Raw genomic sequence first — 16,384 nt, 5'->3', positions numbered from 1 at the left:
GGACACCGGGCGGATCATCTTCATTTTGCGAGAAAGATGGCGCGAGGCGCGCCGATCGCTCAGCTGCTCGAACCGTATGCTAAAGCCCGAGTGCTTTCTTGAGTGCAGAGACACGTCGGCGGCTGACGGGAATTTTCTCGTCGACGCCGTTCAGCGTGAGCAGCAGCGTACCGCCCGACACCGATTCGATCTCCTCCACCATCGACAGGTTCACCAGATAGCCGCGATGCACACGGAAGAACCCATGGCCATCCAGCCGCTTTTCCAGCTGGGCCAAGCTTACCGTGGAGAAATAGCGATCCGTGTCCGTCTGGAGATACGCATAATCGTCGCGCGCCATGACGAAGCGGATCTTATCGATGCCGATGAGGATTTTCTTGCCGCCTTTTTCGACGGGTATCCGTTCGGATTTCTGGGCCTGCATGTGCAGCGAAACATGCTCGCGCACGCGGGCGATGGCCTGCGATAGGCGCTCGGTCTCGACGGGTTTCACCAGGTAGTCGATCGCGCTTACCTTGAACGCTTCGAGCGCGAACTCACTATAGGCAGTTACAAAAACGACTGCTGGGGGGAACTTGAGATGCTGCAAGGCCTCCGCCAGCTGCAAACCCGTCGCCTCCGGCATGTTCACATCAAGAAACATGACGTCGCAGGGGTATTCCTTCAGCTTCTCGATAGCCTCGCGAACGCTGGCAGCCTCGGCGACGACTTCAGTCTGGCCGAGCTCGTCAAGCAGGAACTTGAGCTCGGAACGCGCCGGGGCCTCGTCATCGACGATCATCGCTTTCAACACCTGAGCCTCCTGCCTCACACGCTCTCCTCAATCGTGAGCCTATTATAAGTCAACGGCGAGCGAAACCGCACGAAAGCCTCAAAGATGGCGGAACCGCACCGTCGACCGGCGCCATCTGCGGTGTCAGGCGGCGCCGGCCGACGACGCGTACCCGCAACCGCCGCACCCCGCCGCTGGTCGGAATTAGGATGGGCCCTATCAAACGGAGGCTGCACCGTATAGGGGGCATCGTCAGCTGCGTTGAAGGAGGATCCGAACAGCGGCCACGATCGCAGTATCGCGCACAGCGGCGCAGGAAGCACATGAAAGCCGAACGGAAAGCGCTATCCCAAAGGATCCGGCGTGAGATAGCGCTCGCGCAGGGCGGCGCGCTTCTCGCACGAGACGCCCAGCCGATCGCGCACGAATGCATCCAGATCGCCGAAGCGCTGCTCTACGGCGTCGAATGCAGCTTGCAGATATCGCGGATCGGCCGCATTGATGATGTGGATGCTCTTGTCGAGCTTGTCGGCAAGATGGTACCTCGCCAGCTGGTCCACAATATCCTCGGTATGCGAGGCGACGTAGCGGTTCGTAGCCTCGTAGTCGCGCACGATGTCCGCGCGCGAAGCGCCCAGTATGTGCAGCAGCAATGCCGTCGCCAATCCGGCGCGATCTTTGCCGACGGTGCAGTGCCACAGGACAGCCCCTTCATCGGCCGCCAGCACGTCGTCGAAAAACGCCGCGAAACCCTCGATGCTCTTCTCGTCCACCATCATGCTGGCGTAGACCTTCATCATAATCTGGGCCGGATCGTCTTGCACGGCCTTGAGCATCTTCATCATGCCGTGCAGCCCGCCTTCGCGCGTCACGCCGAAGGTCGCAGTGTTGAGCAGAGGCGCGTACTCGAATTTCACACCCGGCAGCTCGTCTTCAGGATCAGGTTTCTCACGACGCTCTTCCTCGGTTCTCAGATCGACGATCGTGCGCACGCAAAACTCGTCGACAAGCGTTTCCAAATCGCGCGCCGTCGCTCCCGCAAGGGCGCCCGAACGGATAAGGCGAGCGTGCTTGACGTAGCACCCGCCAGCCGCTGGTATGCCGCCGATATCGCGGGTATTCGGCAAACCTTCAAGCTCGATGCGGCCATCGCAGACATCCTCGAGCCCTTCCGCATCGGCTATGCCGAGAGAAGGTGTGAAGTCGTCGGGTACGGTATCGACCATGTGCGTTCCTTTCCTTTGCGAATCCGCTCGGGTACGGGCAGATTCAACGACCTGCTTCAATCGTTCAGCATGGCACGAAGCGAGGCGGGGTCAGCTTTGATTCGGAGATGGCGAGGTGCGGACCGCATACGGCGCTGTGCCGGACGCGGCAAGTTCTGGCCGCTTGAGGCGCTGCGCTCGGAGCTACAGGTGCCTGCTGGTGCTCCGAGCGCTTATGCGAGCCCCTCCTACTGCAGGTCGAGCTGCATGAGCTTGTCAAGCGTCAGCGCATAGATTTTGAACGCCTGCTTCAGCAGCTCCTCGCTGATGCCCTCATCGGGACCGTGCATCGTGCCCACCCACGCGGGATCCTTTACCCAAGGTTTTTCGGGTCCGAAGCTCGCACCGCTCTTGAACTCGCGGGCGTACGTGCCGCCTCCCATCGTGAAGGGCTTGGCATCCTCGCCCGTGGCCTCGTTGTAGGCGTTGAGCAACGCCTGGATAACGGGGCTGTCCGGCTTGACCAAAAATGGCTCCATGAGCAGCGTGTTTTCGAACGTTGCGCCAATCTCGCCCGCCAGCTGGCGCAGGCGCTCGGTGATGCGATCGGCCGTGATAGATGTAGGAAAGCGGCTGTCGAGCGTCTGGACGAACCGTCCGTCGTCCAGCTTGATGGTGCCGCCGATGATGGTGAGCGGGCCGAAGTACTCGTCGGAGCTGTCAATGCCGATGCCGGAGCCATCGGTGTGGTTGAGCAGCTTCTGATCGAGCTCCAGGAAGGCGCGCTCATCGGCACCGCATAGCCCGTTTTCGAGCAGGTAGTCGACAACGAGTCCGATAGCGTTGATGCCCTCGTCGGGCGTGGATGCATGCGCGCTCTTGCCGACAGCCTCCAGACGGGCCAAGCCTTCGCCGGCGGCACTCACCGTGATGCGATCGGTGTTCGGCAGCTGGCTTGCGTCGGCTTTCACGACGGCATAGGCGACACCCGGAACCGCATTCGTAGCCGCGCCGCCCTCGAATTCTGCAATCACACGAGCACACTCTTCGATGCGCTTGCTTGTGATGACACCGTCGTAGCCGCCTTTCTCACCGTAGCACACGGGAAATTCCGCATCGGGCGTGAACAGGAAGGAGGGATCGTCGTAATGCTCGTGGTAGTACGCAACATCGGCCATGCCCGATTCCTCGTTCGCGCCGAACAGGAAGCGCACGGTGTAGGGGAACCGCGGCGCCTCGCCCGCATCCTGCAGATCCTTCCAGAACTTCATGGCGTGCAGCGCCACCACGCTCGGGCCCTTGTCGTCAAGCGTGCCGCGCCCGACGAGGTAACCGTCCTTGCGCGTGACCGCATACGGTTCGAACGTCCAACCGGGACCGGCCGGAACCACGTCCATGTGCCCGATGATGCCGATCTGCGTCTCGCTGTCGCCCGGAAAGTCGGCAAATCCGATGTAGCCTTCGGCATCGTGCGTTTGGAATCCCATGTCGCCTGCCAGTTCGAGCGCCGTCGTCAGCGCTTCCTGAGGGCCCGGGCCAAACGGCGCACCCGCAGCTTTCCTATCGAGATCTTCAAAGCTGGGAATGCGGACGAGCGTCTCGATGTCGCCGATCATCGCCTCCCAGTTGTCCTCAAGATACGCGTCGATCCTGCCGATGAGTTCTGCGTTGTCCATAGAGCATCCGCCTCTCCGTCGCGTGCGCTGGCGCCGATGCCGGCGCAGTGCGGGTCTATGCCCGCCTCGGCCGTAGTTGGGATTCATTATGATGCTTGTTGTAATCCTGCGCCAGGGCATCAGAGCATCGTTGACCGTTTGTCGCCGAACCCGGGTGGAGCGAATAACTTTGCGCTCGACGAGCCTCAGTCCTTCGGGTATAATCTCAGGTTGCGCCCGAGTGGCGGAATGGCAGACGCGGCGGTCTCAAAAACCGTTGTCGAAAGACGTGCGAGTTCGACTCTCGCCTCGGGCACCATTTCAAGATCGCGTGCGACGACGATCGTCTTGCACTCGAAGGAAAGGAACGTACTTGAAGGTTCGAAAATCGAAGCCTCACAGTAAGTAGTTCTCCTTCGACTCCCTTACGCCGGCAGTCGAAGGACGGCTGCGGCGCTTCATGATGCGACAATGTTCTGACGATCCGCACGGACGACGAACGTGCGGCGGAGCGTTCATGCCGGATGTCGATCATGAGCAGGACAGTAAGGGACATGCATATGCTCTACCTCTCTCAAATGCTGGGCAAGCCTGTCGTGGACGCGACCGGCGAGAAAATCGGCACGATCTCCGACCTTGCCATTTCCACCGGCGAGGTGTTTCCCCGCATCACCAGCCTGGCCTTCCAAGGGCCGGGCAAAGTGCCGTTCATGATCTCGTGGCGCAAGTACGTCGACGAGTTTGACGATGACGGCATCCGGCTTGCCGTGGAAAGCCACGACATACGCTTCAGCTATCTGCAACCTGACGAGGTTTTGCTGGCACGCGACCTGCTGAACCGTCAGATCGTGGATACGCAGGGCATGAAGGTCGTGCGCGTCAACGATCTCAAACTCTCCGTTTCAGGCTCGCAGCTGCGCCTGCTGGGCGCCGAAGTGGGCACGCGCGGCATCCTGCGCGGTCTTGCCCCCTGGGTCGAGCATGCTGCGGTGGCCGTGGCGAAGGCCTTCAACAAGCGCATCGACGAACAGATCATCGCGTGGAACTACATGGACCTGCTCGACCGCGACCTATCTGAGGTGCAGCTGTCCGTTACCCATAAGCGTTTGGACGAGCTGCACCCTGCCGACGTGGCCGACATCTTGGAGCAGCTGGACCCCCAGCAGCGCGCAACGGTGTTCGAGCATCTCGACGATGCCCAGGCAACCGAGGCCATTTCGGAGATGGAAGACGAATACCAGGCCGATTTCATCGAGGATTTGGACGACGCCCGCGCCGCAGGGCTTCTGGGCAACATGGACCCCGACGATGCTGCCGACATTGTACGCGACCTGTCCTACGAGAAGGCCGAGACCCTGCTGCGCCTCATGGGCATGGAGGACGCCACCGAGATCAGACGGCTTTTGGGCTACAAGGACGGCACGGCTGGCGGCATGATGACCACGCAGTTCGTGGCCGTGCACGAGGATACGACGGTGGGAGAGACCATCGAGGTGCTGCGCGAGCTTGACGAGGATCATCCCACCGTACATTACGTATATGTGCTGGATGAGTACGACCGTTTCACGGGCGTGCTATCGCTGCGCACCCTCGTGCTCACCGACGACGCCAAGCCGGTGGGAGAGGTCATGTATGACGACGTGATCTCAGTGCCACCCGAGGAAACCGAGGAGGAGGTGGCCGCCGACATCTTCAAGTACGACCTGCCCGCCATGCCGGTGGTCGATGAGCACGGCGTACTGCTCGGCATCGTCACCGTCGACGACGCCTGGGATGCTATCGAGGAAGACGTGAGCGGCGACAAGACGAAGACAACGGTACTCAAGGCTCTGGGAATTGGCGTTGCCGCCGTACTCTTCCTGGCGCTCTACACGCTCGTGCTCTTCCAGATCATAGGTTTTAGCTGGTGATCGCATGAAGCAGAAAAACACTGGTCGCACACCGCAACGGGAATGGGGCAGCTTCGAGACCGGCCGCATCGAAGGCGTCGGCGGCTCCAAGCATCTGAAGATCGAAAAGGAATCGGGCGAGACCGCACACGGCGGAAGGCGCCGAGCGCAGAGCGTCGATGCAGACGAAAAACTCGCGAACGTCGACAGTGTCCCCTCGGAGGGCGCGCTCGAAGCGCCTCCGAAAAAATCGAGCAAGCTGTGGCTTTTACTTGCCGCCCTCGGACCAGGCATCGTCACGGCCATGGCAGGCAACGATGCGGGCGGAATCTCGACCTACTCTACCGAAGGAGCAAAGTTCGGCTTCGCCACGCTTTGGGTCATACCCCTTATGTGCGTGCTGCTCATCGTGGTGGAAATGACCGCCGCTCGGATGGGCGCAGTCACCGGCAAAGGTTTCGCCGCGCTCATCCGCGAGCGTTTCGGCATCAGGCTTACCGCCTTGGCAATGCTGGCGCTGCTCATCGGCAATGTGTGCACGACGTTTTCAGAATTCGCAGGCATCGCTTCGGGTATGGAGATGTTCGGCGTATCGAAGTACCTTGCCGTGCCGGTAGCTGCGGGAGCGGTGTGGCTGCTCATCGTGGGAGGCAGCTACAAGCGCGTCGAGAAAGTGTTTCTCATCTTGTCGCTCGTATTCGTCACGTATATCGTAGCAGCCGTACTGGCCGAGCCGAATTGGAGCGATGCGCTCGAGAGCACCGCTTTGCCGCAAATCATACGTGATCAGAGCTTTGTATCGCTCGTCATCGCGATGATCGGCACCACTATCGCTCCGTGGATGATGTTCTTCAATCAGAGCAACGTCGTGGAAAAAGGCCTGACGGCGAAGGATTTGGGGCCGCAGAAGGTGGATGTCGTCGCGGGCACCGTGGCTGCATGCCTCGTCGCTTGGTTCATCATCGTGACCACCGGCGCGGTGCTGTTCCCGCAGGGCGTCGAAATCGAATCCGCTGCCGATGCCGCGCGGGCACTCGCACCGTTCGCCGGCCCCTATGCCGAGGCGTTGTTTGCCATCGGCCTGATAGCCGCCTCGTTTTTGGCTGCGTGCGTGTTGCCGCTCACCACAGCGTTCGTCATCTGCGAGGCGTTTGGCTGGGAAGCAGGCGTCTCCTTCAAGTGGAAGGAGGCCCCGCTATTCAAAAGCATCTTCACGTTCGTGATCGTGCTTTCCACCGTCATTGTGCTCGTGCCCAACATCGATCTCATGAACGTCATGCTGACGGCGCAGTTCGTGAACGGCCTCGTACTGCCGGTACTGCTCGTATTCATGGCCGTTATAGCTGCGGACAAGCGAATAATGGGCGCGCATCGATCGCGCATCGTGTCGCGGGCACTCATATGGGTGACAGTAGGCATCGTCACCGTGCTGACGGTGTCACTGCTCGTTATGCAGGTGCTCGGTATCGGGTAGGAGCGCGCTAGTTCAGCTCGGACAGGCGACGGCTTTCTTCGTCGAAGCGGTCTGAGAGGAACTTCTTGCTGCCCTCTTTGTCATTCGCGCATTCGAGCAACAGCTTTACCGTAAGGCTGTTGAGGAACGTGTCCATGCTCTCCTCGATCAGGTCGTAGGTGCGCTTGACCTCCTGCACCATCGCGCCGCCTTTGCGGGCGTTGCGCTTCGCGCGCGTCGACTGCTTGGCGTCATCGTCGAGCGCCTCCATGATTTCGAGGACGGTGATATCGGCGGGGTCCTTCGCCAGACGGTATCCACCGTGCTTGCCAGGGCGCGCCTCGATGATACCCGCATTGCGGAGCAGCTGCGCAAGCTGAATAAGATAGTCGCGTGGTATCGACATATCGTTCGCAATGTCCTTCGACGAGCAGGTGGTGCCTTGCGCTGCCAAATACAGAATGGCGCGCATACCGTAATCGGTCGATGCCTTGAGTTGCACTGCTGTCTCCTAACTTCGTTATCGAACCAGGATAGCTTCATCGCAATCCCGAGCGATAGGGCCGTGGTTCCAACCTTCGTCTTCGCCCAAGTGGCAAGAAAACAGCGCGCGGATGCAACGCCATCCTCTATCACGCCTCCCTTCGCAGGAGAAGAGCGCACTCGGGGTTTCTTGAGTGTAGCCAATCTCAAAGAATTATAGCAAGGTCATTGATGCGTTTGCAGGTTAAACCGAAGGTAAACAGTTACGTATGCGCAAACTGCACACGTATTTAGCACCGGGGTGCAACGTCGCTGTTACGTTCTGGGAAAAAGACCGCATGCGCTCCGAGAGCAGTGCTCTGCGTCTCGCAGGGCACGGCGCGAAACGATTGCGGCATCGAAGTCCCCCCCCCCGTACCCACACAGGATTATGCCGGACAACGCGAACCGTGCGTCTCCGCGAAAGACGGCGGACGAATACACCTCTGCATGCACGTTGCGGCCCCGGCCAAGCCGGGGCCGCAACGAGAAGGCACACATGCGAACGGATTGCGAGGCGCTTCCGCCCTACTTCTTCACGGCGCCGTACGGCGACATATTGAGCACGATCACCGCCACCACCATGAGCACGGCGCCACCTGCAAGCGATATCCAGGGATTGCCGGTGAAGCCGGCAACCACATAGCCCGCGAGGCAGATCAAGGCCACGACCGATGCGTAGGGAAGCTGTGTGGCAACGTGGCGTAAGTGGTTGCACTGCGCGCCAGCCGACGACAGGATGGTCGTGTCGGAGATAGGCGACACATGATCGCCGTAGACGGCACCGCCCAGCGTGGCGCCGATGGCTACGAGGAACAACGGGTTCTCGACCGGGAACACGCCGATCACGATGGGCAGAATGAGAGCGATCGTGCCCCACGACGTCCCCATGGCAAAGCCGATGAACGCCGCCACCACGAAGATGACAGCCGGCAGAAACACGAGGCCCACGCCGATGCTGTTCAAGAACCCGCTGACGAATTCGCCCGTGCCCAGCAGGTAGCGGCACGTGCCGCCCAGGCTCCACGCCAGCACGAGGATCATGATGGCGCCCACCATAGACCGCACGCCTTCGGAAATACCCTCCATGTAGCCCGAGAGCGTCATGAGCTTGCGCGGAAGGAACATGCCCGCGGCAACGACGAGCGCAACGCACACGCCGATGCAGAGGCCGAACACGGGGTTCTCTCCCACGGCGGTGGCGAAGTCGACCCCTTGGAAGAACCCGCCTGCGTACAGCATGCCCAGAATCGAGAAGATGATGAGTACGACAATGGGAACCACGAGGTCGAGCACATGGCCCTTCTCGGACACCTTGATGCCCTTGAACTCTTCGACAGCCGTCTGCGCCGCCTCGTCAAGCTCGTCTTCCTCGGCCACGATGGTCTCAAGGTTGACGGGAAGCTGGTCGGCTTCCTTCGGATCGGAAAGCCGTGCGGTGGACATAGCCTCGAGCGCGCTGTCCTTCGGCGGAATGCGGTGCTGACGCTCGGTCGGCTGCTGCACCTCGGCCTCGGCCACGCGCATGGGACCGAAGTCGCGATTCGTGGCGCACATGAAGAACACGAACACGATGGTGAGCAGCGCGTAGAAGTTGTACGGGATGGACTGCACGAACGTGGTGAAGCCGCCCTCGCCCAGGTAGCCGCCCACGGCCACGGCCCACGACGACACCGGTGCGATGATGCAGATGGGCGCCGCGGTGGAGTCGATGATCCACGCCAGCTTCTCATGGCTGATGTGGAAGCGGTCGGTGACGGGGCGCATGACGGCGCCCACAGTGAGGCAGTTGAAGTAGTCGTCCACGAAGATGATGATGCCCAGTACCGCCGTCAGGATTTGCGCCATCTTGGCATTCTTGACATGGGTGGATACCCATTCGGCGTATGCGCGTGATCCGCCGGCAGCCGCAATGACCACGACGAGCGCGCCCAATAACGCAAGGAACAGCAGCAGCGCCCCGTTCCCGGCAATCTGCTCCGCCATCATCTGGGGCACCATGGTAAACGAATCGACGAGCTGTTCAAACCCGGCGCCGTTGAGCGTGAACTGGTAGATGACCATGCCGGTGAACACGCCGATGGCGAGAGAAGAGTACACCTCCTTTGTGATAAGCGCCAGCCCCAGCGCCAAGAGCGGCGGGATGATAGACCACACCCCAGTGCTGATCAGGTCGAATCCTTCCATATACGTCCCCTTCTCTCAAGCGGCACGCATTCGCGCGGAGGTCGTTCATACGGACGCCCGCGCGAATACGCAACGATGCGCATTAGTATACGGTACGAGCAGCGCCACGGGAACGGAATTGCACGCGATTTTGTCCGCGAACCCGCGCGAACGGTATGCGCGCCTCGGAGAGCGAGCTGCAAGCCCGATGCGCGGTTTCGAACGGAAGCAGGCACCAAAGGGCGCATTCGCGATGCCCGCAATCGGAGTGCGCAACGATTACAGGACGAAGCCGGCAAACCAAAGGGCGACCGGTATAAGCCAGAGCACGAAGATCACCGCGAAGGGCCAGCGATGGGCGTTGCTCACGGCCACATATTCGCGGATGAAAGCCGTGGGCCAATAGTAGCGCGCGGTCTTGCTACCAACGCCATCGGCGGCCAACCCGATCTTATGAGCATACTCGGCCGTGCGGAACACGTGGTAGTCGCTGGTCACCACGGCGGTGCGATATGCTCCCACACCCGATCGCGCGTCCATGATGGCCTTCGAGTTGCGCAGGTTCTCCATGGTGTTGGCCGATCGATCCTCGAGCATCACGGCATCGGAGGGCACACCGCGCTCTTCCACCAGGTACCTCTTCATAGCCTCGGCTTCGGAGACTTGCTCGTCAGAGCCACGCCCTCCCGATGCGATGATGACCGCTTTGCGGCCGCCTCCTTCCCATAGCTCGACGCCCTTGTCCAGGCGCGCAGCCAAAAGTGGCGTGGGCTTCGTCTCCGACAGGCCCGCTCCGTGCACGACGATGTAGTCATACGTGCAGCGTTTGGGCAGTCGCCGATACAGCCAGGAATACAGCAAAAGCGCTGCGAACGTGAACGCAATGTACGAGCCCTCCATCAGCACAAGCAGGTACAGCGCCAGCAGCAGCGGGGGCGCCTGAACAAGAAGCAGCAGCGGCCCGCTCACGCACACCGCCACGGTGCAGATCGCAAGCAGCCCCGGCAGCACATTGGCAAGGCTCAGGCCCTCGCGCTTGACGACCACGAACGTGTTCGCGATCAAGAACCCCACAAATGCAACCGTGCCGAAGGGAATGGCCGCAAACCCCAGCAGCACGAGCCACGGCAGTTCGAACTGGATGGACAAGCCATAGAGCGCACAGAGGCAGAACGCGAAGAAGTACAGCGCGTTTCGAAACTGTCGCGGCTCCTTGCGGAAATTTCTCGCGAACAGCAGCCCGAACACAAGAGCGGGAAAGTATATGAGAATGAGCTGGAGCAGCATGGTCAGCACTTTCGACGAATGGGCGTCGTACATAGTATATCGTCCGATAACGACCCGTCGCCAAATTGTTCCTTTCGGCTACGCATGCGAAACGTGCCGCCCGCGCTTTTTATACCGCGTTCGACCTGGAGCTACGCCTTCGATACTGCGAAACAGGTGACGGAAGATCGCACGCAAACCTCTGAAACGGAGGTCGACGCCCTCCTTGCCGCACGCCTACGATCAAGCCGTCGCTTCTGACGAGGCGGCTGCTGTCCACGAGAATGCAGGAGGGAACGTATGGAACTTACTCGTCGTAGCTTTTTGAAAGGCGCCGGCATCGTTGGAGCCGGCGCGATGGCGGTCGGAATCGTCGGCTGCGGACCGTCCGAGCAGACTACGGATCCAAGCGCGCAAGAAAGCACGCAGCCCGGACCGAAAACCTACTCCCCTGACGAGAGCATATCAGCCGACGTCGCTATCATCGGCGCTGGAAACTCGGGTATGTGCGCTGCCATCGAAGCAACCGAAGCGGGGCTCGACGTCGTTCTGATCGAGAAGTCGAGCGAGCTCGGCGGCTCCTCTTTCGCCACCGAGGTCATATTCGGTTTGGGATCCGCTATGCAACATGAAGCGGGCCTCGATCTGCCGTATCGCTACCAGGTGGTGGATCAGGAGCTGGCCTACACGAACCACCACAGCGACCCGCTTTTGTGGGGCGATTACATTGAACGATCGGGAGAGAACATCGACTGGCTTCGCGATCAGGGCGTCGTGTTCGATACCGTGGACGACTACCGCGGCGTAAGCGCCTTCCCGACTGCACATTGGTGGGAAGGCAAGATCGGCACGAGCTTTATGGCTTCCATGCTGGCGCGCATCGAGGAGCTTGGCATCGCAACGCGCCCCTCAACGGCCGCAATCGACCTCAAGGTTGAGAACGGCGGTGTCGTGGGCGTGTACACCGAAACGGATGACGGGAAGATTCTCGAAGTAAACGCAAAGGCCGTGCTGCTGGCGTGCGGCGGCATTGGCAACGACCTCGAACTGCTGCAAGAAAAGACCGGCATCGACACCTCGCACGCCAAGACCGAGTTCCCGCTACCGAACGTAGGGGACGGGCACAGAATGGCCTGGGCTGTCGGGGCTAAGGAAACCGACATCTCCATCCTCCCCTGCCTGGGGGTGGATGGCTTCGTGATCCGCGACGCGATATCCATGGCCGCCTGCATTCAGCCCGGCCTGTACATTAATGGCGACGGAGAGCGCTTCATGGCCGAGGACCTGCACCTGAAGAAGCTTTATGCGCTCGTCATCAACGCCCAGCGTTCGCAGCTGTCGGACACGTACACGTTCTTCGACAACGATTTTATCGAACTTTTGGAGAACGGGCGGGGAAGCTACGTCGGCAACCTCGAAGTCGAGCCGGGCGATCGGCTTCCCGGTCTGCGCGAACAACTCGAAACCGGAGCGCAGGCAAGCGGCTATCGCGTGGTATTCAAGGGCGAGACGCTCGAAGAGCTGGCGGCTGATATGGGTTCCGATCCCGCCAGGCTGACCGACACCGTCACGCGCTACAACGCTCTGTGCGAAAAGGGCGTCGACGAAGACTTCGGCAAGGACGCCGCCTATCTGAACGCGATCGGCTCTGGTCCCTACTACGCCGTCCACACCGATCTTTCGGTGCTCACCACGTTCGGTGGAATCGGCGTCAACAGGCGCATGCAGGTGCTAGACACCGACAACAACGTCATTCCCGGCTTGTACAGCTCGGGCGTGACCTCGTGCGGCCTGTATCAAGATACCTACAACTACCAGATATCGGGAGGCATGAACGGCTACTGCACCTATTCGGGCCGGACGGCCGCCCAGCAGATAGCCAGCGATATTCGCTAAGCCCCCTGCGCTTGCTTGGCACGGCGAGGGGGAAGGCGCTTCCCCCTTCCCTCCAGCGCCTCCCCGTTCGTCGTGCGCCTCCACGTGCAGGATCGGCCTCTTCGGCACGTTCGCCAGCTGGCGAACGTGCCGAAGGCGTTATACTCGCCGACGGAGTCGAAAGGGAAGGGACTGCATGAGGGGCATTCGCGCTCACATCGACGCATCATCGGTGCGGCCTATCGTTGGGTTCGCCCTGTACTGGGCGTGGATCGACGTTGCCCTTGTGGGCGTCCCCCTGGCGCGAAGTGTCGCTGTGAATACGCTGTTCGGCGATTTGACGTCGATGGTCTCCGTGCTGTTCTGCATCCTCGTATACGTGCTGTGCTACCGTGCACCTGCACTGTTCGAATGCACGAGAAAGCGAACCGTTCGCTGGGCCATCGCCGCACTTGCATCGGCGGGGGCCATCCTCGTGAGCTTGGGAGGGGCTCTTTCCCTCGGAATGTTGGCCGGAGGCCTTGCGCTCATCGGCCTGGGAATGGGAGCGATCGTCCTCATGTGGGCCGAAGACTACGCATCGGACAAGCAAGGGCGAGGCTATGTTTGGGTGGCCGGCTCGATCGCCCTCTCGTTCCCCTTCTACCTCGTAGCCATCGAGCTTTCAGACTGGATGAGAATCGTCGCGGTCTCAGTGCTGCCTCTTGCAAGCTGCGCATTGCTCGCACCTCCGCGGCAGGATCTGCCGCTCACGCCGAAGAGCGAGCGCACCGTCTTCGCGTGCAGCGCGGCCGACGACGAGTCGGCCCGTGCCTGCACCGTGATGGGTTTCCCGCGCAACGTGGCATTCTGGTTCGCCGCTTTTGGATTTGTGTTCGGCATCATGCAGCGCTTTTCGGGTTCGACGGTTTTCCTTGACTCGGTTCTCATGGATTTCCAGCAGGGAGGACGCGCGCTGGCCGCCGTGGTATTCTTCGTCGGACTTTGCGTGTTCTCTTGGAAACCCCACACCGCCTATCGCCTGTCCACGTCCATCGTTCTTGTCGGGCTGGTTCTTGTGCCGATATTTGGTTCGAACGGCAGCTTCGCCGCGGGCTTTATCGCCCATATGGCGTATGGCTTCTTTGAATGTATGAGCTGGACCATCGTGTTCGAGGTTATGCGCGTGCACCGAAGCGATGCAGGCGCGACGGCTGGCGCGGCACGGCTTTTATCTTCGGCCGGACTACTTGCGGGGACGCTCGCGATTGTCGTCGCGCGCACGATGTTCGCCGCGGACGCGCTTCAAATGCAGAGCATCTTGTCCTCGGCGGTATGCATCCTCGTCATCGCCACGATGCTGGTGCTTGACACCAACGGGATCGACAATGTATGGGCCATGATGAAAGCAGGATCCGACGGTGCGCCCTCGTCCGGCCGCAGCGGTGCAGAAGTCAACGGCCTGCTTCGGCAATCGGCTGCGGCGCTCGGACAGGCGCACGGCCTCACCGAGCGGGAAACGCAGATACTCGCGCTGCTCGCTCAGGGAAGAACCTCGCCGTACATCAGCAACGAGCTGCTGATCGGGGTGAACACCGTCAACACCCACAAAAGGCGAATCTATCAGAAGCTGGGAGTGCACGATAAGCAGGAGCTTATCGACATGGTCGCTGGTTTTCCCTCGAAAACCAGCGACGCTGAACACGATCCGTCGAACAACACGCGAAGCTGAGCACTCACCAGGTAGGCATCGCATCCGATCACGACTGCGTTCATAGCACTCGCACCGCCGGCTGAGCACCCACCAGATTGGCACCGCATCCGATCAGGGTTATGCCTGCTCCGCTTCTAGCTCCTGCTCGTACTCGCGGTCGATGGCGCCTTCCACGTGCGGTGGGTCCACCTCGAAGTCCACGCGCTTCGTGAACAGGCTCACCACCGGCACGATGACCAGCGACAGCACCATAGCGATGGCGCCGCAATTGATGGGGCTGGCGATGAACGCCGTGCCCATGAACCCGGCGATCATGTTCCCCGTGGTCAGGCCCACGCCCACGATGAAGCTGGCCCACACGGCCGGACGCGAAATGCGCTTGGAGAACAGTCCCCAGAAAAACGGGCCCAAGAACGAACCGGCCAGCGCGCCCCAGCTGATGGACATGAGCTGCGCAATGAACGTGATGGACGAGTTGTACTGCACGAGCGCCAGCACCGCCGAGATCACGATGAACACCACCAGCAGCACGCGCATGTACGACAGCTGCTTCTTCTCGCTCATGTTCTTCACGAGGTTGTCCTTGATGAGATCGAGCGTGAGCGTGGACGACGACGTGAGCACGAGCGACGACAGCGTGGACATGGACGCGCTCAGCACCAGCACGATCACGATGCCGATGAGCAGGTCGGGCAGCGTGGACAGCATGGTGGGGATGATGGAATCGTACACCGGCGTGCCGGCGGCCGTCATCTCAACCTGCCCGCCGTACAGGCGGCCGAACCCGCCCAGGAAGTAGCTGCCGCCCGCCACCACCATCGCGAACACGGTGGAGATGATGGCGCCCTGCTTGATGGCGGGACCGCTCTTGATGGCGTAGAACTTCTGCACCATCTGCGGCAGGCCCCACGTGCCCAGGCTGGTCAGCACGATGACGCCCAGCAGGTCGGGCAGGTTCGGCCCGAAGAAGCTCACGAACGGGCCGGCCATCTCGGACCCCTCGGCCGGGATGAGCGAGAGCGTGGTGAGGGCCTCGGTGAAGCCGCCGTTGTTCACCAGCACGGCCACGATGACCGCCACAATGCCCAACAGCATGACGATGCCCTGGATGAAGTCGTTCATGACGGTGGCCATGTAGCCGCCCAGCACCACGTAGATGCAGGTGATAACGGCCATGCCGATGACGCACCACTCGTAGGGCAGCCCGAACGCCATGCCGAACAGACGCGACAGGCCGTTGTAGACGCTGGCCGTGTACGGGATGAGGAACACGAAGATGATGGCCGCGGCCGCGATGCGCAAGCCCTTCGACTGGTAACGCGCGCCGAAGAACTCGGGCATCGTGGACGCGCCCAGGCGGTGCGTCATCTCGCGCGTGCGCGGGCCGAGCACCCACCAGGCCAGCAAGCTGCCCAGGATGGCATTGCCGATGCCGATCCACGTGGCGGCGACGCCGTATTTCCAGCCGAACTGGCCGGCGTATCCCACGAAGATGACGGCGGAGAAGTAGCTCGTGCCGAATGCGAACGCGGAGAGCCACGGCCCCACGTTGCGGCCGCCCAGAATGAACCCGTCGACGGTGCCGGTGTGTCGTCGGCAGTAGATGCCGACGCCCACCGCCACGCCGACGAAAATGAGCACCATGCATATCTTTTCGATCATGGGAGTATTCCTATCGTCTCATGCGAGCCGACGACGCGTCGCTCGCTTTCCGTTGGAATCGAGCCCTTGGCATCTCGAAGTGTTTCACGTGAAACACTTGCCACTGCGTCCTGCGATAAAGGAACAGATGTTTCACGTGAAACAATGCGCCGGGAGCGGGCCCTCGCGGTGGCGCACATGACTTTGCCAGCTGCAGGCGCGCCATGTCGAGACGCGGCACGGACGC

At 61.1% G+C, this 16,384-nt stretch carries 11 protein-coding genes and 1 tRNA gene; 5 read left to right on the top strand and 7 right to left on the bottom strand.

Annotated features, from left to right (window positions below; genetic code table 11):
- Window positions 1-79: 79 nt before the first annotated feature.
- The 3 genes from C2L71_RS06515 to C2L71_RS06505 form a co-directional block, all read right to left on the bottom strand.
- A complete protein-coding gene (locus tag C2L71_RS06515) occupies window positions 80-793 on the bottom strand; it encodes a LytR/AlgR family response regulator transcription factor (RefSeq protein ID WP_103265031.1) in 714 nt (237 codons plus the stop codon).
- A 323-nt stretch (window positions 794-1,116) separates the two neighbouring features.
- Window positions 1,117-1,998: a tyrosine-protein phosphatase gene (locus tag C2L71_RS06510; protein ID WP_103264978.1), complete on the bottom strand. Its 882-nt coding sequence runs from the start codon at window positions 1,996-1,998 to the stop codon at window positions 1,117-1,119.
- Between the two features lie 227 nt (window positions 1,999-2,225).
- A complete protein-coding gene (locus C2L71_RS06505; RefSeq protein WP_103264977.1) occupies window positions 2,226-3,653 on the bottom strand; it encodes a Sapep family Mn(2+)-dependent dipeptidase in 1,428 nt (475 codons plus the stop codon).
- 214 nt (window positions 3,654-3,867) lie between these two features.
- Between C2L71_RS06505 and C2L71_RS06500 the strand changes: the two genes are divergently transcribed.
- From C2L71_RS06500 to C2L71_RS06490, 3 genes are all read left to right on the top strand, one after another.
- A tRNA-Leu gene (locus tag C2L71_RS06500) sits at window positions 3,868-3,951 on the top strand.
- 241 nt (window positions 3,952-4,192) lie between these two features.
- Window positions 4,193-5,542, top strand: a complete 1,350-nt coding sequence (locus tag C2L71_RS06495; RefSeq protein WP_103264976.1) for a magnesium transporter — start codon at window positions 4,193-4,195, stop codon at window positions 5,540-5,542.
- A gap of 4 nt (window positions 5,543-5,546) precedes the next feature.
- Window positions 5,547-6,995: an Nramp family divalent metal transporter gene (locus C2L71_RS06490; RefSeq protein WP_103264975.1), complete on the top strand. Its 1,449-nt coding sequence runs from the start codon at window positions 5,547-5,549 to the stop codon at window positions 6,993-6,995.
- Window positions 6,996-7,002: 7 nt separating this feature from the next.
- Here C2L71_RS06490 and C2L71_RS06485 read toward each other — a convergent pair whose 3' ends face one another.
- From C2L71_RS06485 to C2L71_RS06475, 3 genes are all read right to left on the bottom strand, one after another.
- The gene (locus C2L71_RS06485; protein ID WP_103264974.1) at window positions 7,003-7,476 is read right to left on the bottom strand and encodes an Rrf2 family transcriptional regulator; all 474 of its coding nucleotides are present in this window, start codon (window positions 7,474-7,476) and stop codon (window positions 7,003-7,005) included.
- 548 nt (window positions 7,477-8,024) lie between these two features.
- Window positions 8,025-9,683, bottom strand: coding sequence for a Na+/H+ antiporter NhaC family protein (locus tag C2L71_RS06480; RefSeq protein WP_103264973.1), 1,659 nt, complete (start codon window positions 9,681-9,683; stop codon window positions 8,025-8,027).
- 258 nt (window positions 9,684-9,941) lie between these two features.
- The gene (locus tag C2L71_RS06475; protein ID WP_239926422.1) at window positions 9,942-10,982 is read right to left on the bottom strand and encodes a YdcF family protein; all 1,041 of its coding nucleotides are present in this window, start codon (window positions 10,980-10,982) and stop codon (window positions 9,942-9,944) included.
- 246 nt (window positions 10,983-11,228) lie between these two features.
- Between C2L71_RS06475 and C2L71_RS06470 the strand changes: the two genes are divergently transcribed.
- Both C2L71_RS06470 and C2L71_RS06465 read left to right on the top strand, forming a co-directional pair.
- Window positions 11,229-12,824: an FAD-dependent oxidoreductase gene (locus tag C2L71_RS06470; RefSeq protein WP_103264972.1), complete on the top strand. Its 1,596-nt coding sequence runs from the start codon at window positions 11,229-11,231 to the stop codon at window positions 12,822-12,824.
- A 175-nt stretch (window positions 12,825-12,999) separates the two neighbouring features.
- Window positions 13,000-14,514: a helix-turn-helix transcriptional regulator gene (locus C2L71_RS06465; protein WP_103264971.1), complete on the top strand. Its 1,515-nt coding sequence runs from the start codon at window positions 13,000-13,002 to the stop codon at window positions 14,512-14,514.
- Between the two features lie 99 nt (window positions 14,515-14,613).
- Here the strand turns inward: C2L71_RS06465 and C2L71_RS06460 are convergent, their stop codons facing one another.
- The gene (locus tag C2L71_RS06460; RefSeq protein ID WP_103264970.1) at window positions 14,614-16,158 is read right to left on the bottom strand and encodes a sodium:solute symporter family protein; all 1,545 of its coding nucleotides are present in this window, start codon (window positions 16,156-16,158) and stop codon (window positions 14,614-14,616) included.
- Window positions 16,159-16,384: the final 226 nt, after the last annotated feature.

This window comes from Enteroscipio rubneri (genome assembly GCF_002899715.1).
Lineage (GTDB): Bacteria > Actinomycetota > Coriobacteriia > Coriobacteriales > Eggerthellaceae > Enteroscipio > Enteroscipio rubneri.
The sequence above is the reverse complement of the archived record's forward strand: the minus strand, read 5'-3'. Positions and strand labels throughout refer to the sequence as shown.

Coding starts and splice junctions, on each gene's coding strand:
- C2L71_RS06510 (WP_103264978.1), bottom strand. CDS start 1,998: ATGGTCGATACCGTACCCGACGACTTCACACCTTCTCTCGGCATAGCC.
- C2L71_RS06505 (WP_103264977.1), bottom strand. CDS start 3,653: ATGGACAACGCAGAACTCATCGGCAGGATCGACGCGTATCTTGAGGAC.
- C2L71_RS06495 (WP_103264976.1), top strand. CDS start 4,193: ATGCTCTACCTCTCTCAAATGCTGGGCAAGCCTGTCGTGGACGCGACC.
- C2L71_RS06490 (WP_103264975.1), top strand. CDS start 5,547: ATGAAGCAGAAAAACACTGGTCGCACACCGCAACGGGAATGGGGCAGC.
- C2L71_RS06480 (WP_103264973.1), bottom strand. CDS start 9,683: ATGGAAGGATTCGACCTGATCAGCACTGGGGTGTGGTCTATCATCCCG.
- C2L71_RS06475 (WP_239926422.1), bottom strand. CDS start 10,982: ATGTACGACGCCCATTCGTCGAAAGTGCTGACCATGCTGCTCCAGCTC.
- C2L71_RS06470 (WP_103264972.1), top strand. CDS start 11,229: ATGGAACTTACTCGTCGTAGCTTTTTGAAAGGCGCCGGCATCGTTGGA.
- C2L71_RS06465 (WP_103264971.1), top strand. CDS start 13,000: ATGAGGGGCATTCGCGCTCACATCGACGCATCATCGGTGCGGCCTATC.
- C2L71_RS06460 (WP_103264970.1), bottom strand. CDS start 16,158: ATGATCGAAAAGATATGCATGGTGCTCATTTTCGTCGGCGTGGCGGTG.